Annotated in this window: 21 protein-coding genes; 3 read left to right on the top strand and 18 right to left on the bottom strand. The window is 69.9% G+C overall.

The features are described from left to right. Positions 1-116 precede the first annotated feature (116 nt). From AAHZ94_RS36160 to AAHZ94_RS36120, 9 genes are all read right to left on the bottom strand, one after another. Positions 117-1,400 (bottom strand): 6-phospho-beta-glucosidase, encoded by a 1,284-nt coding sequence (locus AAHZ94_RS36160; RefSeq protein ID WP_349997856.1) that lies wholly within the window; start codon positions 1,398-1,400, stop codon positions 117-119. 6 nt (positions 1,401-1,406) lie between these two features. Beyond that, entirely contained in the window at positions 1,407-2,312 is a 906-nt protein-coding gene (locus tag AAHZ94_RS36155; RefSeq protein WP_349997854.1) for a carbohydrate ABC transporter permease, read from the bottom strand. A gap of 3 nt (positions 2,313-2,315) precedes the next feature. Then, on the bottom strand, positions 2,316-3,305 hold the full coding sequence (locus AAHZ94_RS36150) for a carbohydrate ABC transporter permease (protein WP_349997853.1): 990 nt from the start codon (positions 3,303-3,305) through the stop codon (positions 2,316-2,318). Between the two features lie 12 nt (positions 3,306-3,317). After that, positions 3,318-4,664 carry an ABC transporter substrate-binding protein gene (locus AAHZ94_RS36145; protein WP_349997852.1) on the bottom strand — a complete coding sequence of 449 codons (1,347 nt, stop codon included), beginning with the start codon at positions 4,662-4,664 and terminating at the stop codon, positions 3,318-3,320. A 288-nt stretch (positions 4,665-4,952) separates the two neighbouring features. Then, positions 4,953-6,107, bottom strand: coding sequence for an ROK family protein (locus tag AAHZ94_RS36140; RefSeq protein ID WP_349997857.1), 1,155 nt, complete (start codon positions 6,105-6,107; stop codon positions 4,953-4,955). A 107-nt stretch (positions 6,108-6,214) separates the two neighbouring features. Next, a complete protein-coding gene (locus tag AAHZ94_RS36135; RefSeq protein WP_349997851.1) occupies positions 6,215-6,832 on the bottom strand; it encodes a hypothetical protein in 618 nt (205 codons plus the stop codon). A gap of 38 nt (positions 6,833-6,870) precedes the next feature. Beyond that, a complete protein-coding gene (locus AAHZ94_RS36130) occupies positions 6,871-7,677 on the bottom strand; it encodes an acetoacetate decarboxylase family protein (protein ID WP_349997850.1) in 807 nt (268 codons plus the stop codon). Continuing rightward, positions 7,674-8,918: an NAD(P)/FAD-dependent oxidoreductase gene (locus AAHZ94_RS36125; RefSeq protein WP_349997849.1), complete on the bottom strand. Its 1,245-nt coding sequence runs from the start codon at positions 8,916-8,918 to the stop codon at positions 7,674-7,676. The genes AAHZ94_RS36130 and AAHZ94_RS36125 overlap by 4 nt, the downstream gene beginning before the upstream one ends. Positions 8,919-8,921: 3 nt before the next feature. Next, positions 8,922-9,110 (bottom strand): ferredoxin, encoded by a 189-nt coding sequence (locus AAHZ94_RS36120; protein ID WP_349997848.1) that lies wholly within the window; start codon positions 9,108-9,110, stop codon positions 8,922-8,924. Between the two features lie 451 nt (positions 9,111-9,561). On the opposite strand from AAHZ94_RS36120, the gene AAHZ94_RS36115 reads away from it, so the two are divergent. Further along, a complete protein-coding gene (locus AAHZ94_RS36115; protein ID WP_349997847.1) occupies positions 9,562-10,917 on the top strand; it encodes a glutamine synthetase family protein in 1,356 nt (451 codons plus the stop codon). 20 nt (positions 10,918-10,937) lie between these two features. Next, on the top strand, positions 10,938-12,245 hold the full coding sequence (locus AAHZ94_RS36110) for a cytochrome P450 (RefSeq protein ID WP_349997846.1): 1,308 nt from the start codon (positions 10,938-10,940) through the stop codon (positions 12,243-12,245). Between the two features lie 172 nt (positions 12,246-12,417). Here AAHZ94_RS36110 and AAHZ94_RS36105 read toward each other — a convergent pair whose 3' ends face one another. From AAHZ94_RS36105 to AAHZ94_RS36065, 9 genes are all read right to left on the bottom strand, one after another. Beyond that, a complete protein-coding gene (locus tag AAHZ94_RS36105; protein ID WP_349997845.1) occupies positions 12,418-12,822 on the bottom strand; it encodes a nuclear transport factor 2 family protein in 405 nt (134 codons plus the stop codon). Between the two features lie 29 nt (positions 12,823-12,851). After that, positions 12,852-14,300 (bottom strand): aldehyde dehydrogenase family protein, encoded by a 1,449-nt coding sequence (locus AAHZ94_RS36100; RefSeq protein WP_349997844.1) that lies wholly within the window; start codon positions 14,298-14,300, stop codon positions 12,852-12,854. Positions 14,301-14,357: 57 nt separating this feature from the next. Then, positions 14,358-14,948: a TetR/AcrR family transcriptional regulator gene (locus AAHZ94_RS36095; RefSeq protein WP_349997843.1), complete on the bottom strand. Its 591-nt coding sequence runs from the start codon at positions 14,946-14,948 to the stop codon at positions 14,358-14,360. 8 nt (positions 14,949-14,956) lie between these two features. Next, positions 14,957-15,811: an ATP-binding cassette domain-containing protein gene (locus AAHZ94_RS36090; protein ID WP_349997842.1), complete on the bottom strand. Its 855-nt coding sequence runs from the start codon at positions 15,809-15,811 to the stop codon at positions 14,957-14,959. Further along, on the bottom strand, positions 15,808-17,601 hold the full coding sequence (locus tag AAHZ94_RS36085) for a dipeptide/oligopeptide/nickel ABC transporter permease/ATP-binding protein (protein ID WP_349997841.1): 1,794 nt from the start codon (positions 17,599-17,601) through the stop codon (positions 15,808-15,810). The genes AAHZ94_RS36090 and AAHZ94_RS36085 overlap by 4 nt, the downstream gene beginning before the upstream one ends. Further along, positions 17,598-18,539: an ABC transporter permease gene (locus tag AAHZ94_RS36080; RefSeq protein WP_349997840.1), complete on the bottom strand. Its 942-nt coding sequence runs from the start codon at positions 18,537-18,539 to the stop codon at positions 17,598-17,600. Before AAHZ94_RS36080 ends, AAHZ94_RS36085 begins: the two co-directional genes overlap by 4 nt. A 62-nt stretch (positions 18,540-18,601) precedes the next feature. Further along, positions 18,602-20,113, bottom strand: coding sequence for an ABC transporter substrate-binding protein (locus AAHZ94_RS36075; protein WP_349997839.1), 1,512 nt, complete (start codon positions 20,111-20,113; stop codon positions 18,602-18,604). 242 nt (positions 20,114-20,355) lie between these two features. Beyond that, positions 20,356-21,354, bottom strand: coding sequence for a methyltransferase (locus tag AAHZ94_RS36070; RefSeq protein WP_349997838.1), 999 nt, complete (start codon positions 21,352-21,354; stop codon positions 20,356-20,358). Positions 21,355-21,421: 67 nt separating this feature from the next. Further along, a complete protein-coding gene (locus tag AAHZ94_RS36065) occupies positions 21,422-22,390 on the bottom strand; it encodes an aldo/keto reductase (RefSeq protein ID WP_349997837.1) in 969 nt (322 codons plus the stop codon). Positions 22,391-22,478: 88 nt separating this feature from the next. Here AAHZ94_RS36065 and AAHZ94_RS36060 point away from each other — a divergent pair, with 88 nt between their 5' ends. Continuing rightward, a complete protein-coding gene (locus AAHZ94_RS36060; protein WP_349997836.1) occupies positions 22,479-23,222 on the top strand; it encodes an SDR family NAD(P)-dependent oxidoreductase in 744 nt (247 codons plus the stop codon). The last annotated feature ends 254 nt before the right edge of the window (positions 23,223-23,476 follow it).

Here is a 23,476-nt window from a genome sequence, read left to right as displayed (position 1 = left end):
AGATGTGTATACCACACAGCCACCGCCGCGGGCCGAGCCGAGCACCGTGCCGTCCGGGCCGAGCAGGGCCACGTCGGTCTTGCTGTTGCCCGCGTCGACGGCGAGCACGGAACCGGTCAGGCCCACGCCAAGTGCTCCTGGTTGTGCGCGATGAGGGAGTCGGTGAGCTGGTCGGCGTACTCGATCTGGCCGATCAGCGGGTGGGCGAGCAGCGCCTCGAACACCGCGCGCCGGCCGGCCGCAGCCCCCGCGTCCGCACCGAGCAGCGCGGCCTCCAGGGCCAGCCGCTCGTACGCGGTGACGTGCGCGGTCAACCCGGTGTACAGCGGCTCAAGCGGCGCCACCGGCAGCGGCTTCGCGCCACTTGCGCCCACCGCGGCCGGCACCTCGATCACCGCGTCGTCCGGCAGGAACGGCAGCGTCCCGTTGTTGAAGGTGTTGACCACCTGCACGTCGCCCGTGTCACCGAGCAGCGAGGACGTCAGCGAGACGGCGGCCTCGGAGTAGAAGGCGCCACCCCGCTTGCCCAGCAGCTCCGGCTTCTCGTCCAGCGCCGGGTCCGCGTACAGGTCGAGCAACTGCTGCTCGATCGCCGCCACCTCGGCCGCCCGCGACGGCTTGGACTTCAGCTCCCGCACGACCGCGTCGTGCTCGTAGAAGTACCGCAGGTAGTACGAGGGGACCACGCCGAGCCGGTCGACCAGGTCACGCGGCATCCGCAGGTCGGCCGCGATGGCCTCGCCGTGCTCCGCGATCAGCTTGGGGAGCACGTTCTCGCCGTCGGGGCCGCCGATGCGCACCCCGCGCTCCCAGGTGAGGTGGTTGAGGCCGACGTGGTCCAGGTGGATCTGGTCCGGGGCCACGTCCAGCAGCTTGGCGAACTTGCGCTGGAAGCCGATGGCCACGTTGCACAGGCCGACCGCGCGGTGGCCCGCGGTGAGCAGCGCGCGGGTGACGATGCCGACCGGGTTGGTGAAGTCGACGATCCACGCGTCCGGGTTCCGCCGGCGCACCCGCTCGGCGATGTCGAGGACGATCGGCACCGTACGCAGCGCCTTGGCCAGGCCGCCGGCGCCGGTGGTCTCCTGCCCCACGCAGCCGCACTCAAGCGGCCAGGTCTCGTCCTGGTTGCGGGCGGCCTGCCCGCCGACGCGCAGTTGCAGCAGCACCGCGGCGGCACCGTCCACGCCCGCGTCCAGGTCCGAGGTCCAGGAGACGGTGCCGGGGTGGCCCTGCTTGGCGAAGATGCGTTGCGCCAGGCGGCCGATGAGCTCACGCCGCGCGGCCGCCGGGTCGATGAGAACCAGCTCCGTCAGCGGCAGCGCATCGCGCAACCGGGCGAATCCGTCGATGAGTTCGGGGGTGTAGGTCGAGCCCCCGCCGACCACTGCGAGCTTCATAGCCAATTAGCCCTTTACTCCGGTGAGAGTGACGCCTTCGACGAAGGCCTTCTGTGCAAAGAAGAAGACGAGGATGACCGGCGCCATGACGAGGAGCGTCGCGGCCATCGTGAGGTTCCAGTTGACGCTGTGTGCGCTCTTGAAGGACTCAAGACCGTAACTCAACGTCCAGGCCCCAGGATTTTGCGCCGCATAGATCTGCGGCCCGAAATAGTCGTTCCAACAGTAGAAGAACTGGAACAGTGCGATGGCCGCGATGCCCGGCTTGGCCATCGGCACGACGATGGTGAGCAGCGTCCGGATCTCGCCACAGCCATCAACCCGGGCGGACTCCAGATATTCCTTGGGGATCGTCAGCAGGAACTGCCGAAGCAGGAAGATCGAGTACGCGTCGCCGAACGCCATCGGGATGATGAGCGGCCACAGCGACCCGGAGAGCCCGAACTGCTGCGCCCACACCAGGTACATCGGGATCACGATGACCTGCGGCGGCAGCATCATCGTGGAGATCACCAGGATCATCGCGCCACGCCGGCCGCGGAAGCGGAATTTGGCCAGCGCATAGGCCACCGGAATGGACGAGCAGACGGTGAAGAGCGTGCCGAGTCCGGCGTACAGCAGCGAATTGCGCCACCAGGTAAGGAAGCCGGGCGTATTGAACACGTCCACGTAGTTCGACCAGCGCCATTCATGTGGCCACAACTCGCCGCTCATCGCCTGCTCGTCGCTCATCACGGAGGTGAGGAAGACGAAGACGAACGGCAGCAGGAAGAACAGCGCGGCGGCCAGCGCACCGGTGTGCACGGCGATCCAGTGCAGTACGGACTTGCGCCGGGCCCTGGCCGCCGCCTGGGCCGGCGATGGTGTGGGGCGCGTGGTGCGCGGGCGTGGCGAAAGAGCGGTGGTGGTCATGGATCAGTCCTCCGCCGTCAGCAGCCCGGCGCGCTTGCGCATGAGCAGGGTGGTCACGGCCATGGCGATGGCGAACAGCACGAGCGAGAGCACGCATGCCGCGCCGGTGTTGAAGTTCTGGAAGCCGAGCGAATAGACGAGCTGCGGCACGGTCAGTGTGGAATGGTCCGGATATCCGGGCTGGATCGTGGTGCCGGGACCTACGCTGACCCCGGACGCCAGCTTTCCGGCGACCAGCGCCTGTGTGTAGTACTGCATGGTCTGCACGGTCCCGGTGACCACCGCGAACATGACGATCGGCAGGATCGACGGCCAGGTGATGTAGCGGAATTTCGCGAACGCACCGGCGCCGTCGATCTCGGCCGCCTCGTACTGCTCCTTCGGCACGTCGAGCAGTGCCGCCATGAAGATGACCATCAGGTCGCCGATGCCCCACAGCGACAGCATGACCAGGGACGGCTTGGCCCAATTGGGGTCGTTGAACCAGTTCGGGGCGTCGATGCCGACCGTACCGAGAATTTCATTGACCGGCCCGGTGCCCGGATTGAGCAGGAACACGAAGGCGACGGTGGCGGCCACCGGCGGCGCCAGATAGGGCAGGTAGAAGGCGGTACGGAAGAATCCGACACCGGTCTTCAACTTGGTGATCAGCAGCCCGATCCCGATGCCGAAGACGACGCGCAGCGCCACTATCACCACGACCAGCCACAGCGTGTTCCACAGCGCGGGTCCGAACAACGGCATCTGCTCGAACACGTACTTCCAGTTCCGCCAGCCCACGAAGGTCGCCGGCTCGATCTGGTTGTAGTGCATGAACGAGAAGTAGACGGTGGCGATCAGCGGATAGCCGAAGAAGACGGTGAAGCCGATCAGCCAGGGGGAGAGGAAGCCGAGCGTACGCAGCCGCTCCCGCTGGTGCTTTCGGCGCAGTTCCGCCGCGTGCCCTGGTATCGCGGGTTGGGTGAGCCCCGCTGTTTTGGGTGATCTTGCCATGGCTGGGCTCCGTCAGTTCTGCGCTTGGAGGTTGTCGGCGTCTATCTGGTCGTCGAGTTTTCGTAGTCCCTTGTCGAGATCGTCGACCTTTCCGGCCTCGGCGTCATAGGCGAAGTCCTGGAGCGCCAGGACGTACTGGCCGCCGTTGATGGAGGCCGGGAGCGCGACGCTGTCCGGGTGCTGGGCGATGTCCAAGAACGCGCGGAACGTGGGGTCGGCGTCGAGCTTCGGGGAAGCCAGCGCGGCCTTGGTCGACGGCACGTTGTGGATCGCATTGGCGAAGGAGACGACCTGGTCGGTGTCGGCGGTCAGGAACCGCACCAATTCCCAGGCCGCATTCTGGTGCTTGCTGCTGTGCGCGATGCCGGCCACCGTCCCGGTGAGATAACCGCGGCCGTAGCTGTCGGCCTGGTCATCGGGGACCGGCATCGGCGCGGTGCCCCATTCGAAGTCGGCCTTGGCGTCGTTCAGCATCAGACCGCGCCATTCGCCGTCCATGTGCATCGCGAGCTTGCCGGTGAGGAAGGCGTTCTGGGACGACATCTCATCACCGAACGTGGTGCGGAACTTCTCCAGCTTGTTGTAACCGCCGAGCGCCTTGACCAGGTCGCGCTGGGTGGTGAAGAAGTCCTTGGACGCCGGCTCATCGGCCAGCCTGGCCTTGCCCTTGTCGTCGAAGTACCGCGGTCCCCACTGCGCGAATAGCCGGTCCGGGCTGTTCTGGTAGAGCCGGAAATTGGGCATGAAGCCGAGCTGTTGGTAGCCGCCGCCCTTCTCCTGGGTGAGCTTGACGGCCGTCTCCTTGAGCTCGGACATCGTACGCGGAGGCCGCTTGATGCCCGCCTCCTTGAAGGCGTCCTTGTTGTAGTAGAGCCCGTACGCGTCGGCCAACAGCGGCAGCGCGCACTGCTCGCCCTCGAAACTCGTGTAGTCAAGGAGCGTCTTCGGGAAGACCTTGTTCTTATCGAGACCCGTCTTCTTCATGAAGGGGTCGAGATTGACCCACATACCGGAAGAGCAGTACTGCCCGACGTTGTTGGTGGTGAACGAGGAAACCACATCCGGCGCATCGCCACCACCGGCGCGCAGCGCCTGGTTCATGGTGACGTCGGTGACGTTGCCGGTGGCCTTCACCTTGATGTTCGGATGCAGTTTCTGAAAGCGGTCAAGGCTGTCATTGATGGCCTTGACCTCGTTCTTCTCTGCCCAGCCGTGCCAGAACTTCAAGGTCACGGGCTTGGTCGGGTCGTCGTTCGCGCTACCGGTGCTGGGATTGGCACATCCCGCGAGCAGCAACCCGCTGGTGGCGAGCACGGCGGCGAGGACGGCCGGAGCGCGGAGCATACGCGTTCGCGGCATGACGGACTTCCTTAGCGGCGAGGAGAGGACGGGATGGGAAAAGAGAAGTGCGGCGGCCGGCGCAGGCCGGGCAGACCACGTCGAGGAGCGCGGTCCGTGCCGTACGGAAAGGGCCTGCTGGGATGGAGATAGATATGGAGTACGGAAGGGGAGCGGAGGTTGGCCGGGCCGGTCGTGTCGTTGGTGCGGTCGGGGAATTCGGGGAATTCGGGGATTTCGGGGGAGCCGGGGAATTGGGGAATTGAGGAAGGCCTGGGAGGAGGTGCAGACGGGGCGCCGGGCGGGCGGTCAAGCGGTGTCGAAGACGGTCTCTCGGGCATCGGCCAACGCGGTGCGCAGCGCGCCGATCAGGATCGGGCTGTCGTCCAGCGCGCTGAGCCGTAGCTGCGGCCTGGGCAGCGCGAGCCCGGTGAGCTCGGCGCTGACCAGGTCGAGCAATCGTTCGCCGCCGGCGTGCGGCACTTCGCCGCCGAGCACCACCAACTCCGGGTCGACCACGGCGATCACGGAGGCGATGCCGGTGGCCAGCCGGCGGGCCACCTCGGCCAGGACCGCGTCACCGGCGCCCGGCGTGGCCAGCGCCCGGGCCAGCGCGGTCGGCGCGTCCGGGGCGGTGATGCCGTGTTCGGCGGCGAGCGCGATGACGGCCGGGGACGAGGCGAGGCGTTGGAAGCCACCACCGGCGTCCGGGTCGGCGAACGTCTCGGCGCCGCGGGCGAGCGGGGCGCCGGGCAGCGGCATGTAGCCGATCTCGCCCGCGCCGCCGGTGGCGCCGCGCAACAGGGAACCGCCGAGCACGATCGCGGCGCCGATCCCGTCATCCGCCCAGATCAGCACGAAGTCGTCGAAGTCCTGCGCGGTGCCCCGGTCCTGTTCGGCGAGCGCCACCAGGTTGACGTCGTTCTCGATGACGACCGGGGTGCCGAGCGCCGCATCGAGCTCGGTACGGAGCGAACGGGACTGCCAGCCGGGCAGGTGGGGTGCGTAGCGGAGCACGCCGGTGCGGGGGTCGAGGGCGCCGGGGGTGCCGATCACGGTGCGGTGCAGGGCGTCGCGCTGGAGCCCCGCGGCCCGCAGCGCGCCGTCCACCGCGGCGGCCACCAGCGCCGGGGTGTGGCGGGTGGCCTCCTCGCCGGTGGCGTCGGAAGCCAATCGGTGCTCACCCACGATCGTGCCGGCGAGGTCGGCGATGACGGCGGTGATCTGGAGCGGGGTCACCTCGACGCCCGCGACGTGCGCGATGCTCGCGTTGATCTCGTAGAGCTGGGCGTTGGGGCCGGGGCGGCCGGTGGCGGTTCCGGTGGCGCGGACCAGTCCGGCCGCCGCGAGGCGGGCCAGCAACTGGGAGGCGGTGGGCTTGGAGAGCCCGGTCAGCTCGCCGAGCTGGGTGCGGGTGAGCGGCCCGTGCGCCACGAGGAGGTCCAGGGCCGCCCGGTCGTTCATCGCCCGCAACACGCGCGGCGTTCCCGGAGTACCGGCCACGGCTGACCACCACCCTTCGCTGATCAGATGACGGGCCCCGTTGCCGCGTCATCTATTAGGAAAGTTTCCTAATGGTGAACAGGAAGGTAGGCGGCGTTCCGCGCGTCGTCAATGGTTCCATCGGAACGACTTCGCAGCGCTGGCCAAAGCGTTATCGACACACCCTCCGGGATGCGCACGGAGCGAGTGGGCGGGCGCGGTGCGTGGTCTTGCGGGGGGCGTGGCGGGGGTGTGGTGGATGGTGGTGCGTGGTGGGTTCTGGCCGGCGGTGCCCTGTGGTGGGTCTGACGGGTTGGACCGGTGTTGCGATCTGGGATGGGGGGGTGGGGTGGGGCGGGGGGGCGGGGGCGCCCCGCCCCCCCCCCCGCGGGCGCCCCCCCCCCCCCCCCCCCCCCCCCCCCCCCCCCCCCCCCCCCCCCCCCGCGCCCCCCCCCGGCGCGCGGCGGGGGGGGGGGGGGGGGGGGGGGGGGCGGCGGGGGGGGGGCGCCCCCGGGGGGGCGGGGGCCCGCCCCCCCCCCCACGGCCGCGGCGGCGTCGGTGGGGCCGCCGCGGGCGCTCTCGCCGATGGGCGCGCCGTCGATGGGTGAGGTGTCGGTGAAGGTCTGCGGTGAGGCGACCCGTTCACCGCCGATCCAGTGCCGGGTGTCGACGGTGACCCCGGCGACGGTGGTGAGGTGTGCGGTCATGCCCTGTTGCTCCTGACGGTCGAGGTGGTGTGGTGGGGTCACTGGGCGTCGGAGGTGCCGGACTCCAGGAGTCGGCCGCCGTCCCACACCACGCCGACCTGCCGGTAGTAGGCGGCGATCGGTTCGCGGATCTCCAGTCGGGCCAGTTCTTCGGTGGGTGCCGCGAAGAGTTCGAGTTCGGCGTCGCCCGTCCAGGGCTGGCCGCCTTCGAAGGAGGCGGCGCCGGAGGAGACGAGTTCGTCCAGGGCCAGGCCGCCGCCCTTCTCGATGGAGGGCAGCCAGCGGTGGTGGGCCATCGGGTGGCCGTTGACGAAGCCGTTGGTCTCGGACGGTTCGCGCAGCGTGACGACGGCCTGGGCCAGGCGGCGGTCGGCGGCGGCCAGGGTGGCGCCGAAGCGGGCGCCGGCCTCGATCCGCGGGGCGGGCCCGTACGGGTGCGGGCGGGTCTGGTGCACCGAGCCGAGCTTCTTCGGGTAACCCTGGTGCAACCCGCGGGCGATGGCGAAGTCCTTGTCCACCCAGATGTACACGCAGCGGGTGTAGGTCTGCTCGCGGTACTTGCAGCGGACGACGGCGAACGCCTCCTTGTACTGCGCGAGGACCGGGTCGAGCAGTTCCCGTCCGGAGGCACTGCACGACTGCCAGTCGGCCCAGATCAGCGCGACCGCGCCGGGGTCCTCGTCGGCGAGTTCCAGCGGCGCCGGCAGCAGTTCGCGCACCCGGGCCGGATCGGTGCGGTACTCGATCGTCAGCAGGTCGCCCGAGTAGTGCCAGGGGGGCGACGGGATGAGCGAGGCGTCGCCGGTCGCGGTCTTGGGGTGGAAGTATCCACGGACGCTGGTCAACGGGGGCTCCTTGCGGTGGTGACGGTCGGGGCTGGCAGCGCGAGCAGGTCGGCGCGGAAGCGGGCGGCGGCGGCCGTGGCCCCCGGGCCGCCGATGGCGACCACGCCGACCAGTCGGCCGTGGCGGAGGTGGCCGACGACGAGGTCGCCCTCGTCGGCCGGGTCGCCGTGCAGTACGCGGACCTCGCCGGTGCCGAGCGCCGGGGCGCCGAAGGACTGGAGGCGGAAGTCGTGCTGGTCGCTCCAGAACGTCGGCAGCGGGGTGAAGGGCGGCAGGTCGTGGGCGTCGGCCCGGGCGTCGCCGAGGTGGGCGGCGAGCACTCGGGCGGCGTGTTTGGCGGTGTCGGTGGGCATCGACCAGTGCTCGACGCGGCGGGGCAGGTCGTCGTAGCGGGCGTTGGGGAAGCGGGCCACGTCGCCGACGGCGACCACCTCGGGGCGGGCGCCGACCCGTAGCTGGTCGTCGGTGCGGACGCCGTCGGTGAGGTCGAGCCCGTTGTCGGCGAGCCATTCGGTGTTGGGGAGCGAGCCCACCGCTTCCACGACGACGTCGGCGGTGAGTTCGCTGCCGTCGTCCAGTTGCACGCCGGTGACCCGTTCGGTGCCGGTGAAGGCGGTGACGCCGCGGCCGAGTGCGAAGCGCACGCCGCGCCGCTGGTGGCGGGCGAGTACGGAAGTGGCAAGAAGTTCACCCAGCGAACGGAGCAGGGGCAGCGGCAGCGGGTCGATGACCGTGACGCTGGCCGCGCCGAGCGCCACGGCGGTGGCGGCGACCTCACAGCCGATGAACCCGGCGCCCACCACGACCACCCGCGCGCCCGGTGCGAGCAGCGCGGTGCGCAACCGTTCGGCGTCGGTCAGGTTGCGTACGACATGTCGTCCGGGCAGCGGCCCGGGGCAGGTCAGTCGGCGCGGGCGGACGCCGGTCGCGGCCACCAGGGCGCGGTAGGGCAGCGTCCGGCCGTCGTCCAGGTGCACCAGGCGGCGGTCGAGTTCGGCGCGTACCACCCGGGTGCCGAGTTGCCAGGTCGCATCGGCCACGCTGGCGCGCGGCCGGAAGGTGAGGGAGGCGGCCGAGGCCGTGCCGGCGAGGAAGTCCTTGGACAGCGGCGGCCGGTTGTACGGTGGCTGGGGCTCGGCGCCGACCAGGGTGATCGGCCCGAGCCAGCCTGCGGCGCGCAGTTGTTCTGCGGTGCGCAGACCGGCCAGTGCGGCGCCGGCGATGACGACGGGGGCGCTCATCGCTCAGTCCTCGATCCGGATGGCCTGGAGCGGGCAGACGTCGGCCGCCTCCTCGACCGCGTCGGCCAGTGCGTCGTCGGGGTCGGAGACGTAGGCCAGGCGGCCGGTGTCGTCGAAGCTGAAGACCTCGGGGGCGGCGAAGACGCACTGGCCGTGGTCCTGGCACGTGTTCATGTCGACGACGACCTTCATGACCGGTCCTCCTGATACGGGTGCCGTGGGGTTCGGGGGTGGTGGGGCGGGGGGAGCTGCGGTGCGGTGGTGGGGCGGGGCAGCGGGGTGGCTGTGGCGCGGTGGAGCAGCGGGGCAGTGGCGGGGAGAAGAGGGGAATGAGGGGCCCGGCGCAGGGGCCGGGCCCCGGTCAGCCCGCGGGACGGCGGGCACCACCGCAACTCGTTTGGCTTCAAACAAGATAGAAAGCGACACCCTCGCGGTCAATACCTATCCGGATGGATAAATTTCTTCGACCAACCCCTTGCCGGGGCGCGGTGGCCTGCCTACCGTTTGACGTCAAACAACGGCGGCTCCCGACGCACCGCAGTGCGCAGCCGCCCCACCGCGGCGCAGGTCCGCCCCCCTTACTCCCCTCTCCCCCAGCGCCGCACGGCCCGGGGAGGCGCCCCCTTCCCCTGAGGAGCAACCGGTGAGCGCATCCGACACCCCAGCCGTCCGCCGGCGCATGGAACAACTGGCCGCCGAAGGCATCGACGTGGTCCGGGTGACCTATCCCGACCTCATCGGCACCGAACGGGCCCGGGACGTCCTCCTGGACCACCTCCCCTCGGCCATGACGCACGGCCTGGCCTTCTGCCGCGCCGTCTACCACACCAGCCCACAGGGCGACACGGTCTCCGTCGCCGGTGGGCTCGACGCCGGGTTGCCCGACATCTGCGTCACCCCCGACCTCGACACCCTGGCCGCACTGCCCTGGGAGCCCGGGGTGGCCACCGTGCTGGGCAACGTCACCGACCCGGCCACCGGCCTGCCGGCCCCCGAGTCACCCCGCGACCTGCTGCGCGCCGTCCTCGACAGGTGGGCCGAACACGGTTTGCGCCCCGTGGTGGGGCCCGAGTTGGAGTACTTCCTGTGTGACGCGGCGCCCGAATCCGAGCAGGGTTGGCGGCGCTACAGCGAGGCCGACGGGGTCGTCTACACGGCAGGGTTGCGCGCCGACCCGGACAACCACCTGCTGCGCACCCTGCGCCTGCTGCGCGACTTCGACATCGGCGTCAGCAGCGGCAACCACGAGTACGACGGCGCCCAGTTCGAGATCAACCTGACCCACGGCGACGCCGCCGAGGCCGCCGACCGCGCCTTCCGCTTCAAGTCGGCGATCAAGGAGCTGGCCCGCAAGGAAGGCCGGCTGGCGACCTTCATGGCCAAGCCGTTCAACGACGCCGGCGGTTCCGGTTTCCACCTCCACCTGTCGTGCCTCGATGCGGCGGGCGACAACACCTTCGCCGACCCGGCGGCGCCCCACGCCCTGTCCGCCACCGCCCGGCACGCGGTGGCCGGGGTGCTGGCCCACGCCCCGGCACTGTCCGCGCTGGCCAACCCGACGGTCAACTCCTACAAGCGGCTCGGGCCCGACACGCTGGCACCCTGGCTCATCGACTGGGGCCTGGACAACCGCAGCGCCATGGTCCGCATCCCGCCCGAGCGCGGCGCCGGCTCCCGGCTCGAACTGCGCCTCGGCGACGCGAGCGCCAACCCGTACCTGCTGATCGCCGGCACCCTCGCCGCGGCCCTGCTCGGCATCCTGGCGGGCGATGAGCCACCCGCCCCGCTGGAGGGTTACGGCTACGACAGTGCGCGCTCGGCCACCTTGCCGACCAGCCTGCCCGCGGCGCTGGACGCCCTGGAGGCGGACACCGCGCTGACCGAACTCCTCGGCAAGGACTTCACCGCCTCCTACCTCTCGTACAAGCGCGACGAGGTCACCCGCTTCCACCGGCACGTCACCGACTGGGAGTTCACCGAGTACGCCTACCACCTGTGACGGCAAGGAGTCGCGCGCCCATGACCCAGCCCCCGAGCCAACCCGACCCGCAGGCCATCGCCGACGCGGTGCGTGAGCCGCTGCCGCTGGCCCAGGTGGACCTCGCCGACCTGGACCACTTCACGGACGGCGTCACACCCTGGCGGATGTTCCACACGCTGCGCCACGCCGACCCGGTGCACTGGCAGCCCGAGCCCGCGCCGAACGCCGGCTTCTGGGCCGTCACCCGGCACGCCGACATCGCCCGCGTCGACCGCGACGCCGAGACGTTCACCTCCACCAAGTTCGTCAACCTGGAGGAGGTGGACGAGGACCAGATCAAGCGGCGGGCCTCGCTCCTGGAACTGGACGGCGTACGCCACCGGGCGCTGCGCAGCCTGCTCCAGCGGCAGTTCGGCGCCCGCGTCATCAACAGCTACACCGACTTCCTGCGCGGCCTGACCGCCACCACCTTGGACGCGGCGCTGGCCAAGGGCAGCTTCGACTTCGTCAAGGAGGTCTCGGCCGACTTCCCCATCAACGTGCTGGCCCGGCTGCTCGACGTGCCGCCCGAGGACAACCAGCAGCTCATCAACTGGGGCAACCGCATCATCGGTCACACCGACCCCGACTACGCCGATGTGCTGCTGGACAGCGAGGAGAGCGAGCGCTACCGCGATCTGCCGTTCCGCTCCCCCGCCTCGCTCGAAGTCTTCGCCTACGGGCGCGAGCTGGCCCGGCAGCGGCGCGGGGGTGACGCCGGCGACCTGGTGTCCAAGCTGGTCAACGAGGTGCCGCGGGACGGGGTGCCGCTCTCGGACACCGACTTCGACAACTACTTCCTGCTGCTGGTGGTCGCCGGCAACGAGACCACCCGGCACACCATCAGCCACGCCATGCTGGCCCTGCTCCAACACCCCGACCAGCTCGCCCGGCTACGCGATGACCCCGCGCTAATCCCCGGCGCGGTCGAGGAGTTCCTGCGCTGGGCCTCGCCCGTCTACCACTTCCGCCGGACCGCCACCCGGGACACCGAACTGGGCGGCAAGCGGATCAAGGAGGGGGACAAGGTGGTGATGTGGTTCGCCTCCGGCAACCGGGACGAGGAGGTGTTCCCCGATCCGTACCGCTTCGACGTGGCACGCCGCGACAACGACCACCTGACCTTCGGCAAGGGCAGCCCGCACCTGTGTCTGGGCAACCTGCTGGCCCGTACGGAGATCCGCATCCTGTTCGAGGAGCTGGTGCCGCGGCTGGCGGACATCAGGCTGACCGGCGAGGTCCCCCGGGTGCGCTCCAACTTCGTCAACGGCATCAAGCACCTGCCGGTCGAGGTCACGCTCGCCTGAGACACCCACCCAGACCAGTTGGCCCCTGCGGACGCCGCCGCGGGGGCCAACTGCCGTACAGGAGAGCACTGTTGACTTTCCTCTTTGTCGCTCAGCCCTCTTGTCACTCAGCCTTATCGCTGAGACCTACTGTCCGGATCTACTGCACAGCCTCACAACACAGCCCTACTGTTCAGCCCTGCGGCTCGGCGCCGGCCGCCGCATCGCGGCGGAAGAAGGTCTTGCCGGCTATCCGCCACTCACCGTCCTGGCGGACCAGGGAGAAGTGGTTGGTGAAGTCGTGGCCCTGGTAGCCGAACTCGTCCAGGACGGCCACCGCCACCTCGCCGCTGATCTCCACCGACCGGATGGCGTACGTGTAGTCCCGGCTCCACTGCGCGCTGTCCGTGTCGGCGGCGACCACCTCGCAGAACGCCTCGATCGGCGCCGAGACGAACTCCTCGCCCAGGTAGCCCCACATGTGCGCGTCGGGGCGGAAGGCCGCCCGTACCGCCTTCGGGTCGGCGACGCTGACCGCCGACACGTATGCCTGTACGGCCGCGTGCACGCCCTCGTGGTCGGCTGGGTCCTGACTCATCTGTCTCTCCTCTTGTACGGTCGGACGGATCACCCGTGGTGCATCCATACGCCCTTGGTCTCGGTGAACACATCCAGCGCGGCGGAGCCCATCTCCCGCCCCCAGCCGCTGGCCCCGAAGCCACCCCAGGGCGCGGCCGGGTCGGGTATCGGCGGCATGTTGACGAACACCGCGCCGGCCCGGACGTCGCCCGCCAGCCGGTGTGCGGTGGCCAGGTCGGAGGTCCACACCGCAGCCGCCAGGCCGTAGCGGGTGTCGTTGGCGCGGGCCGCGAGTTCGTCCTCGTCCTCGTAGGTGAGGACGGGCAGCACGGGGCCGAAGACCTCCTGACGGGCGATGGTCATGTCATCGCGCACGCCGGCGAAGACGGTGGGCCGGTAGAAGTTGCCGGCCGCCAGGTCGCCGTCGGCGCGCAGCCCGCCGGTGACCAGTTCGGCGCCCTCCCCCACCCCCTCCTTGACCAGGGCGTCCACCCGAGCCAGGTGTTCGCCGGTGACCAGCGGACCCAGTTGGGTGTCGGCGGCAAGGCCAGGGCCGAGGCGCAGCGCCGAGACGGCGGCGGCGAGCTTCTCGGTGAACTCCTCCGCGCGGCTGCGGTCCACGTAGAAGCGGGCGTAGGCGGCGCACACCTGGCCGCTGTTGAGCAGCGCACCCTGGACGTTGCCCCGTACGGCGGCATCGATGTCGGCGTCCCTGGCGATGATGCTGGGTGCCTTGCCGCCGAGTTCCAGGGTGACGCGCTTGAGGTCGTCCGCGGAGGCCCGGACGATCTCCTGGCCCACCTCGGTGGAGCCGGTGAAGGAGACCTTGTCCACCCGGGGGTGGGCCACCAGGGCCTTGCCCGCGGTGGGGCCGCCGGTGATCAGGTTGACCACCCCGGGTGGGAAGCCCGCCTCCGCGCACAGCCGCACCAGGTGCTCGCTGGTCAGCGGGGTCTGTTCGGCTGGCTTGAGGATCACGGTGTTACCGCAGGCCAGCGCCGGGGCCAGCTTCCACGCCGCGATCATCAGGGGGAAGTTCCAGGGTGTGATGAGCGCGCACACCCCGACCGGTTCGCGGCGGGTGAAGTGCAGGGTGTTCGGGAAGGAGACCGGGCTGACGGTCCCCTCGATCTTGGTGACCCAGCCCGCGTAGTAGCGGAAGTGTTCCGCGGCCCCGGCGACGCTGACGCCGCGCGCCACCCCCAGGGGCTGTCCCTGGTCGCGGGTCTCCAGTTCGGCGAGGTGGTCGGCGTCGCGTTCGATGAGTTCGGCGACCCGCCACAGCAGCCTGGCGCGTTCGGCCGCGGGCAGGGCGGCCCACGCCGGGTCGGCCAGGGCGGCGCGGGCCGCGTCCACGGCGGCGTCCACGTCCGCCTGCCCGGCCTCGGCGCAGGTCGCCAGGACCGTTCCGGTGGCGGGGTCGTGGGTGGTGAACTCCGCCCCGTCGGTGGCGGCGGTCCACTCGCCGCCTATGAAGAGCCGGCCTCGTACGTCCATACAAGATCCTTTTCTTGGCCTTCGTCACGGCCCCGCGCAGACACCGCGGGAACCGGATCAGTCGATGATGTTGCGCATCAGCCGGTCGACGTACGCGCGGTGCTCGGGGATCAGCGCGCCGTCGGGGAACATCAGGGAGGTGACGTTGGCCCCGATCGACATGCCGATGACCTCCCCCGCGAGTTCGAGCACGGTCGGCGCGTCGCAGGGTTCGTCCCTGCCGCGCGCCGCCGCGATCCGTACCGCCAGCCGCCGGCGCCACTCCCTGAGGTGCTCGCGGTAGACCGCCGCGAGTTCCTCGTTGGCCATCGAGTGCTCCCACAGTGCGAGCAGCACGCGGGCGGAGTCGATGCGGTACTTGTCCAGCGGCAGCGTCACTTCGATGTCACGCCGCAGCGCCTCCTGCGGGTCGAGCGAGGGGTCCGCTTCGAGGATTCGCTCGTTCATCTCCGCGAGCACGCTCTGGAAGGTGGCGGCCACGATGCTGTCTTTGCTGGGGAAGTAACGCTTGAGCGCACCATTGGCGAAACCCGCCTCAGCGACGATGCTCCTCATGGTCGCGGCCTCGAAACCGCCCTGGATGATGAGCTTCTTGGCGACGGCGACGATCTCTCGCCGTCGCTGATCGTGGTCGATAATCTTCGGCATAGTTGTCCCTACGGTACTGGCGACCCCGCCGTCGCACGAAGTCCGAGCCAGCTCCGCCGTCGCTCGGCCTGCCGTGCCGGGTCGGCGACCGGGGAGGCCAGGAGCAGCCGACGGGTGTAGGAGTGCTCGGGGTTGCGCGTGATCGTCTCGTTCGGTCCGGTCTCCACGCATTCTCCCTGGTACATCACCGAAACCCGGTGACAGATGCGCCGGACCACGCCGAGGTCGTGGGAGACGAACAGGTAGGAGACGCCGGTCTCGCGCTGGATGTCGATGAACAGGTCGATGACCGTCGACTGGGTGGTCAAGTCGAGCGCGCTGACCGGTTCGTCGCAGACGATCAGCCGCGGTCGGCGCACCAGTGCGCGGGCGATCGCGATCCGCTGCCGCTGGCCGCCGGAGAACTCGCTGGGGTAGCGGGTCACGGTGTCGGCTGGCAGCTTCACCTGCTCCAGCATCTCGGCGACCGCCTTGCGCGCGTCCGCCTTGCTGGTGCCCGATGCGGTCAGCGGCTCGGCGAGGATCTGACCGACGGTCAGTGTCGGGTCGAGCGAGCCGTACGGGTCCTGGAAGACGACCTGGAGGTCGGCGGCCAGCCTGCGCCGGGCGGCGCCCTTGGCGTGGGTGATGTCGGCGCCGTCGAAGGTGATGCGGCCCGACGCCACCTCGGCCAGGCCCAGGATGGCCTTGCCCAGCGTCGACTTGCCCGATCCGCTCTCGCCGACCAGGCCCACGCACTCGCCGGGTGCGATGGTCATCGACACACCCTTGAGGGCGCGGAAGGTGGTGCGGCCCCTGCGGTAGTCGACGACGAGGTCGTCCACCTGGAGCAGCGGGGTGGCTTCGCGCGGTTCCGTGTTCATGAGTGCACCGTCCGTCCGGCCGTGCTCCAGGCCGCGTCCAGGTCGGCGCGGCTCTCGGTGTCGTCCTGCGAGGCGTGGATGAGCTCAGCGGTGTAGGGGTCGCTGGGGTTGGCGAAGATCTGGTCGACGGTGCCGGTCTCGATGACCCGGCCGTCCTTCATGACCGCGACCCGGTCGCAGATGTCGGCGACCACACCGAAGTTGTGGGTGACGATGACCAGCGCCATCTGGAACTCCTGCTGGAGCTCACGCAGCAACTCCAGCACCTCGGCCTGAACGGTGACGTCCAGGGCGGTGGTCGGTTCGTCGGCCACCAGCAGGCTGGGGTTGCCGGCGACCGCGCCGGCGATCAGGACGCGCTGCGCCATGCCGCCGGAGATCTGGTGCGGGTGGGATGCCATGACGCGGTCGGGGTCGGTGATGCCGACCCGCAGCAGCATCTTGCGGGCCCGCTCCTTCGCCTCGGTCTTGGAGAGCTTGTGCACCGCCCGCAGCGGCTCCACGAGTTGGTGCCCGACCGTGTAGCAGGGGTCAAGGTTGCTCATGGGCTCCTGCGGCACGTAACCGATCTGGGTGCCGAGCAGGGCGTGCCGGCTGGCCCGCGGCAGGTCGCCGATGCTCTGGCCGCCGAGCCAGATGCCGTCGGCGACGGCGCGGCCGTCGGCGGGCAGCAGGTCGAGCGCGGAGAAGACGGTCTGGGACTTGCCCGAGCCCGATTCGCCGACGATGCCGAGCACCTCGCCGGGGGCGACGTCCAGGCAGACGCCGCGGACGACCTGCTTGTCGCCGTGTGCGGTGCGGTAGCTGACGCGCAGGTTGTCGATGCGCAGCGCACTGGCTTCAAGCGGGTGCACCATGTCGCCGCTCTTGCTGGTCGCCGCCTCGCTGACCGGCTCGGCGCCGCGCCGGCTCCGGGGTGCGGGTTCGGACCGTACGCTCACCAGGTCGGCGAGGGTGGAGCCCATGAAGGCGAGGGCGGCGATGGTGATGCCGAGCGCGGCGGATGGCCACAGCAGGATGAGCGGGTGGTTCAGCATGGTGCGGAACCCGTCGTTCATCATCTGGCCCCAGTTGGCGTCGGACGCGGTGCCGATGCCGAGGAACTGGAGGCCGGTCTGCATGCCCATCGCGATGCCGGCGGTGAGCGCCGACTGGATGATCACGGGGGCGTGTACGGCGCGCAGTACGTGGGTGTGCAGGATCTTGAGGTGGGTGAGTCCGGCGACGCGGGCGGCGTCGATGTAGGGCTCCTGGCGCACGGCGAGCGCCTTGGAGCGCGAGATGCGGTAGTAGCCGGGTGCCATGAACGCGCCCACGGTCACCATCAGGATGGTGAAGTCGGCGCCGGTGCCGGCGGCCACGATGAGCAGCACGATCATGCCGGGTACGGACTGCACGCCGTCGCTGATCCAGGAGAAGACCCGGTCGGTGAGCCCGCCGAAGTAGCCGGCGGCCACCCCGGAGGGCACACCGAGCGCGATGCCCGTCAGACAGGCGACGGCCGCCCCGTACAGGGTGGTTCGCGCACCGAACAACAGTCGGCTGAGGATGTCCCGGCCGGCCGAGTCACCGCCCATCCAGTGGCTTGAGTCGGGCGATGCCTGGGTGAGGGCGAAGTCGACGAAGTTGGGGTCGTGCGGGGCGAGCAGGGGGGCGAACAACCCGGCGAGAACCACCAGGAGGAAGACCGCGAGGGCGGCGACGCCGACGGGTCGGCGCAGGTAGCGGGTCCACAGACCGTGCTTGGTGGGGACGGGCGCGGTCGCTTCGGGTGATGCGGCAACGGTCATTTCTCGCGCACCTTCGGGTTGACCCACCCGAGCACGAGGTCGAGCAGGAAGTTGACGACGACGACGAACACCACGGTGACGACGGTGAGTCCGAGCAGGACCGGGATGTCGCCGATCTGGGAGGCCGACTGGGTCAGGCTGCCGATGCCCGGCAGGTTGAAGATGATTTCGACGACGACCGCACCGCCGAGCAACCCGACGAACATCACCGCGAGCACGGTGAGCGCGGCCGGCGACGCGTTGCGCAGCACGTGCACCGTCACCCGGCGCGCGGAGAGCCCGCGGGCCCGCAGCGTACGGACGAAGTCCTGGTTGTTGACCTCTAGGAAGCCGTTGCGGAGCTGTTCGGCGATCATCACGATGGCGCCGAGCGCGAGGGCGACCGATGGCAGGGTGATGGAGCGCAGCCAGCCGCTGCCGGAGTGGGAGAACGGTACGTAGCCGACGGCCGGGAACCACTGGAGTTTGATCGCGAAGGCCATCACCAGCATCAGGCTCACCCAGAAGCCGGGGAGGGCGAACAGCACGACCGAGGCAAGCCCCAGGACGCGGGAGAGGACGCCGGTCGGGCGCAGCCCGGTGGCGACACCCACGACGAGGCCGATGACCGCCGCGAGCAGCGTGGCGGCTATCACGATCGAAAGGGTGACGGGAACGCGTAGGCTGATCTGGTCGGAGACGGGCTGGAAGTTACGCCACGAGGTGCCGAAGTCGCCTCGTACGGCGTGGCTTGCCCAGTCCCAGAACTGTGTCATGAGCGGGCGGTCCAGGCCGAGTTGCTCGCGCATCGCCGCCCGTTGGGCCGGAGTGGCGCTGTCGCCGAGCAGGGCGGCGGTGGGATCGCCGATGGCCAGGTGGGCCAGGAAGAACGAGGCGGACGTGACGACCACCAGGAGTACGACTCCTGACAGCAGACGCCGAATGGTGAATCTGATCATGTAAGGACCCCTCTGGGGGCGGTGGTCATCCGCGCACCGGGTGACCACCGCCGTTACGGGAACTAGCCGCGCTGGATGAACCGCAGGGTCGGGAACATCATCCCGGTGATGGGGGTCACCGTGACGCCCTTCTTGCTGAAGTAGGTGTTGTCCGCCTGGTACCAGACGTTCTGCCAAGCCTGGTCGGTGACCGCGGCGTTGAGCTCGCGGATGTGGGCGAGTTGTTCCTTGCCCGTGGTGGTGTCGATGTCCCCGAGGAGCTGGTGGAGCTTCGGGAACGCTTCGGTGGAGGGGTTCGGGTTGAACCACTGCTGGGAGGCGATCCGGCCGTCGACCGACGCCGCCGAGTTGGAGTCGAGTGCCACCACTGCGACGAACATGGGGTAGGTCGACGCGTTCTTCTGGTAGTCGGCCGGCGACAGGTTCTTCCAGGTCACCTTGATGCCGAGCTGGCCGAGAATCTGCTGGACGGCCGGCTGCCAGGCTTGGAAGATCGACGACATCGGCATGGTCACCTTGAAGCCGTCGGCGTAGCCGGCGTCGGCCATCAGTTGCTTGGCCTTGTCCATGTCGAAGGCGTACCGGTCGTTGAGCGTGGGGTCGTAGGCGGGGTCTCCGGCGGGGAAGACCTGGTTGGTGGCGACCCCGGCGCCCTGGCCCACCGACTTGAGGATGGCTGCGCCGTCGAAGGCGTGGTTGATCGCCTGGCGGACGCGCAGGTCACCCAGTGGCTTGAGCTGTTTGCCGGTGCGGTCGGTGAATTGGATGCCGACCCAGGTGGCGACCTTGGCTGAGATGTTCCAACTGTTGCGCTTGGCGTGCGGGATGTCGGCCGCATTGGCGTAGGCGACGTTGAGTTGACCCGAGAGCATGGCGTTGAAGCTGGCGGTCGGGTCGGAGATCGGGAAGATGTTCACGGAGTCGAAGGGGTAGGTCTTCCGGTCCCAGTGCTGGGCCTTCTTGCTGAAGACGTATTCCGAGCCGGGTGTCGACTTCCCCGTGTTGAAGGTGTACGGGCCCGAGCCGACGGGTTGCATCGCGAGCGACTTCGCCTTGATCGCGGCGGGTGAGGCCATCCAGCTCCGCCCGAGCCCCATGTTGTAGAGGAGGGCGTCGTCCTTCTTCTTGAGGTGGAGGGCGATGGTGTTCGCGTCCACCTCGCGGATGCCGGTGACGTTGGCGTACGTCTGGCCGGAGCGCACGCCCCTTTGCAGGTGCTGGAGGTTTTGCACCGCGGCTGCCGCGTTGAACGGCTGCCCGTCGGTGAAGGTGACACCGGAGCGCAGTCGCATGGTGAGTATCCGCTGGTCTCGCGAGTACGTCCAGGACGTGGCGAGTGCGGGGACCGGGTGGGAGTCCTTGTCCAGGGCCACCAGGGGGTCGTAGACGGCTGACAGGTAGGGACCGTCGAAGCCGATGTCGGCCAGGGCCGGGTCCCAGGAGGTGACGTCGAGAAGGGTGCCGATCTTGATCTTCTCGACGGGTCCGCTGCCGGAGTCCGCTCCGGCGTTCGTACAGGCGGCCAGCGCGAGGGCGATGACCGCGACAAGTGTGGCTCTCCAGATCCTCTGCATGGAATCTTCTCTCAAGTAAGAGGGGCGCTGATGCCAGATCGAGCCGGGAGAGGAAAACCGCTGTCCTCTTCGCCATCGCAACGCTCAGCCCAAAGACGGGGGGTGGATCAGATGTTCCCTTGCCCGCCATCTCACGTGTCGTGGCCGTTAGTCTACGGACGTCGGCAAAAAAGGCAATGGCCCCGCCACAGCCAAATTGGCAGGGGCGGGGCCGTTGTTCAGCCGGGTGTTACGGGTCGGCGTCAGACCGCTTCCGCGACGATAACGCGCGGGCTGCCGGGCAGCGCAAGTACCTCGCGCTGACGCCATCCGGCGGCCGTCAGCCACTCGGTCACCTCGGACTCGGGGTAGACCACCGTACCGTCGATGACCAGGTATTCCCCGGCGTGCAGGGCGTCGATCGGGCGCTGCCGCTCGTCGTCGTCGAGCAGGAAGTCCAGCAGCAGCAGGGTGGCGCCCGCGCGGGCGGCGGCCCGGGCATTGGCCAGGATGACGCGGTTCTGCTCGGCCGTGAAGCGGTGGATCACGTGGTTGACCATGACCAGGTCGTGGTCGCCGCCGGGGTTGGCCGAGTCGGTGGGCGCCGGGTCGATCTGGCCCCGCTCAGTGAGGCCGGCCGCGGCCAGCGCCTCGGCGATGGCCTCGGTGGAGGCCGGGTCGAAGACGAAGCGGGCCGAGAGCTCCGGGTTGGCCTGGAGCGCGCCGATGGCGAAGGCCGGCGAGAGACCGCCGAGGTCGAGCAGGGAGCGGTAGGGGCCGAAGTCGAAGGTGCGGGCGAGCATGGCGGCGTGCAGCGCGTTGTAGCGCATGACGCCGGCCATGAACGACTTCCACCGCTCCTCGTCCATGGCCAGGTCACCGGGCTTGGTGGTGTCGACGGTGGTGTCGAACTGGAGCCAGTGGCCGTAGCTGATCTCGTTCAGGAAGGACAGGAAGGGGTGCAGGTCGAGCTCGCCCTCACCGGTCAGGTGGGCGGCGGCGTCCGGCGTCAGCCGGTAGCGGCCCTCACGGCGCTCAAGCAGCCCCAGGCCGTTCATGGCGTCGGCGAGTATCCGCGCCATCCGCTCGCTGACCCCGGTCGCGGCGGCCAGTTCGGCCACGTCGCGCTCGCCGTCGACCAGCGCACGGAAGATGCCGGTACGGGCGGCGGCGAAGAGCTGCTTCGCCCCCATGTAACCGATCGCGATCTCGACGATGCGGTCGGGAGAGCCGGGCGAGACGGGCGTGCTGGGTGCGGTCATGGTGTCCTCCTGAAGTGTTGTGCTACGGGGGTTGAGCCGGTGCGGATGCGCCCGGGGGCGGCCCGCTTCACCAGGTGCCGTCCGCCGCGACGTCGCGGTCGAGCCACAGGCCCGCCACCGCCTCGCGCAGCGCCTCAGCACCCACCCGGTCGAGCAGCGCGATCGCGCCGACGTTGTCTTCGAGCTGAGCCTGTCGGGAGACCCCGACGAGGACGTTGGCTGTGCCGGGGTTGGCCAGACAGAAGGCGATGCCCAACTGGGCGGGCGAGGCACCCAGGGACTCGGCCAGCCGCTGCACCTCGCCGAACGAGGCGGCGATGCGCTCGCGGATGCCGCCGACGTCGGCGCCGATCTTGCGGGCCGGCTTCAGGTTGCCCACCAGCATGCCGCCCTCGAAGACGTCGGACGCCTGAAGGGCGAGCTCTCCGGAGTCGAAGAGCGGCGCGTAGTAGTCACCCTCGGCCATCGACCTGCGCACCAGCCCGTACTTGAGCTGCGCGAAGGTGGGTGGCACCAGGCCGCGTTCCCGTGCGATGTCGATCGCCGCACGCAGGTCGCGGTACTGCCAGTTGTTGACGCCCCAGGTGTCGAAGCGGCCGGCCTCGATCTGCTCGGCGACGTCGGTGACCACCCGCGCCACGTCGAGCTCGCCGAAGTAGTCGCCGACCACCACCGTGTCGGCCCGCTCCACACCCACCCGCTCCAGCGAGGTCTCCATCTGCTCGGTGAACCCGGTGGTGGGGTAGTCCCAGAGCCAGAGCTTGCCGCAGAACTGCCAGTCGGCCCGGGCGAGACCGGCCTCCCGTACGGCGCGGCCGAAGATCAGGTCGGTGCGGGCGTTCTCCGCGTGCGGACCCATGTTGTAGTACGCGACGTCGAAGAAGGCGCAATCGAGCTCCGCGGCCCGGGCGATCAGGGCCACCGCGTCATCGAATTCCATCCGGTCCCAGGTGTTCCAGGACCCCAGCGCCAGCACCGGAACATCGGGGCCACCGGGCCCCAACTGGCGGCGTGGCACGGACTGCGTAGTGCTCAAAGCTCCTCCCGGAAGCCTCGGCTTTTTCGTCTACACTTGTATACTATACGGCCGACGCCGCAACAGGGGTTGTGGCGCGAGGGGAGTGATGATGAAGCGCACACGTACCGTGCTTGTCACCGGTGGGGCCGGCGGAATCGGTCGCGCCGTGGCCGCCGCCTTCGCCGCGGCGGGTGACACCGTGGTGATCGCCGACCGGGACGCGGAGCGCGTCGCCGCCACGGCGGCCGAACTCGGCGTACACAGCCGGGTACTCGACATCACCGACGCGACCTCGATCATCAGCGAACTCGACGCCATAAACAAGGAGTTCGGCACCATCGAGGTGCTGGTGAACAACGCGGGGCTGCTCACCATCCACGGCAGCCTGCTGGAGCTGGCCGGCAGCGACCTGGACACCATCTTGCGGACCAATGTGGTGGGCACCTTCCTGATGACCCAGCACGTCGCGCAGCGCATGGTGGCGGCGGGCACCGCCGGCACGGTCGTCAACCTGTCGTCGATCGGCGGCCGGCAACCCACCCCGGGCATGGGTGGCTACGAGAGCAGCAAGGCGGCGGTGGACGCACTCACCCGCTGGGCCGCCATCGAACTGGCCGAGCACGGCATCCGGGTCAACGCGGTGGCACCCGGTCCGGTGCTCACCGAGATGCTGGCGGTCGGCATGCCGGAGGGCTCGCCCCAGCGCCAGGCGTGGGAGAGCCGCATCCCGCTGCGCAAGATGGCCGCCATGGAGGACGTCGCCGCCGCGGTCGTCTTCCTGGCCAGCGACGCCGCCGCGCACATCACGGGTACGAGTCTGCCGGTGGACGGCGGCCAACTGCTCACCTGACGGGTGGGGCCCTGACCTGGGCACCTGACCTGGGCACCTGTCGTGGCCGGCGGCGCACAGTCTGGCGGCGCACGTTCGACGTACGCCCCCGCCCCCGGCGACCCGCCCGGCCACCCGGGTGGCCACACCCTCCGAGGCGCCCGCGCCTTCCTGGCGCCCCGGACCGCCCCGTAACACCACGCACATCGGCCCCCCCCCCCCCCCCGGGGCCGGGGGGGGCGGGGGGGCCGCCCGGGGGGGGGGGGGGGGGGGGG

The sequence above is a fragment of the Streptomyces sp. HSW2009 genome, assembly GCF_040240285.1.
Classification (GTDB): domain Bacteria; phylum Actinomycetota; class Actinomycetes; order Streptomycetales; family Streptomycetaceae; genus Streptomyces.
This window is presented reverse-complemented; position numbering and strand designations above follow the sequence as displayed.

Bases quoted from the DNA above. Each gene is read 5' to 3' on its own strand.
- AAHZ94_RS36160 (WP_349997856.1), bottom strand. From the start codon at position 1,400: ATGAAGCTCGCAGTGGTCGGCGGGGGCTCGACCTACACCCCCGAACTC.
- AAHZ94_RS36155 (WP_349997854.1), bottom strand. From the start codon at position 2,312: ATGACCACCACCGCTCTTTCGCCACGCCCGCGCACCACGCGCCCCACA.
- AAHZ94_RS36150 (WP_349997853.1), bottom strand. From the start codon at position 3,305: ATGGCAAGATCACCCAAAACAGCGGGGCTCACCCAACCCGCGATACCA.
- AAHZ94_RS36145 (WP_349997852.1), bottom strand. From the start codon at position 4,664: ATGCCGCGAACGCGTATGCTCCGCGCTCCGGCCGTCCTCGCCGCCGTG.
- AAHZ94_RS36140 (WP_349997857.1), bottom strand. From the start codon at position 6,107: ATGAACGACCGGGCGGCCCTGGACCTCCTCGTGGCGCACGGGCCGCTC.
- AAHZ94_RS36135 (WP_349997851.1), bottom strand. From the start codon at position 6,832: ATGACCGCACACCTCACCACCGTCGCCGGGGTCACCGTCGACACCCGG.
- AAHZ94_RS36125 (WP_349997849.1), bottom strand. From the start codon at position 8,918: ATGAGCGCCCCCGTCGTCATCGCCGGCGCCGCACTGGCCGGTCTGCGC.
- AAHZ94_RS36120 (WP_349997848.1), bottom strand. From the start codon at position 9,110: ATGAAGGTCGTCGTCGACATGAACACGTGCCAGGACCACGGCCAGTGC.
- AAHZ94_RS36110 (WP_349997846.1), top strand. From the start codon at position 10,938: ATGACCCAGCCCCCGAGCCAACCCGACCCGCAGGCCATCGCCGACGCG.
- AAHZ94_RS36105 (WP_349997845.1), bottom strand. From the start codon at position 12,822: ATGAGTCAGGACCCAGCCGACCACGAGGGCGTGCACGCGGCCGTACAG.
- AAHZ94_RS36100 (WP_349997844.1), bottom strand. From the start codon at position 14,300: ATGGACGTACGAGGCCGGCTCTTCATAGGCGGCGAGTGGACCGCCGCC.
- AAHZ94_RS36095 (WP_349997843.1), bottom strand. From the start codon at position 14,948: ATGCCGAAGATTATCGACCACGATCAGCGACGGCGAGAGATCGTCGCC.
- AAHZ94_RS36090 (WP_349997842.1), bottom strand. From the start codon at position 15,811: ATGAACACGGAACCGCGCGAAGCCACCCCGCTGCTCCAGGTGGACGAC.
- AAHZ94_RS36085 (WP_349997841.1), bottom strand. From the start codon at position 17,601: ATGACCGTTGCCGCATCACCCGAAGCGACCGCGCCCGTCCCCACCAAG.
- AAHZ94_RS36080 (WP_349997840.1), bottom strand. From the start codon at position 18,539: ATGATCAGATTCACCATTCGGCGTCTGCTGTCAGGAGTCGTACTCCTG.
- AAHZ94_RS36075 (WP_349997839.1), bottom strand. From the start codon at position 20,113: ATGCAGAGGATCTGGAGAGCCACACTTGTCGCGGTCATCGCCCTCGCG.
- AAHZ94_RS36070 (WP_349997838.1), bottom strand. From the start codon at position 21,354: ATGACCGCACCCAGCACGCCCGTCTCGCCCGGCTCTCCCGACCGCATC.
- AAHZ94_RS36060 (WP_349997836.1), top strand. From the start codon at position 22,479: ATGATGAAGCGCACACGTACCGTGCTTGTCACCGGTGGGGCCGGCGGA.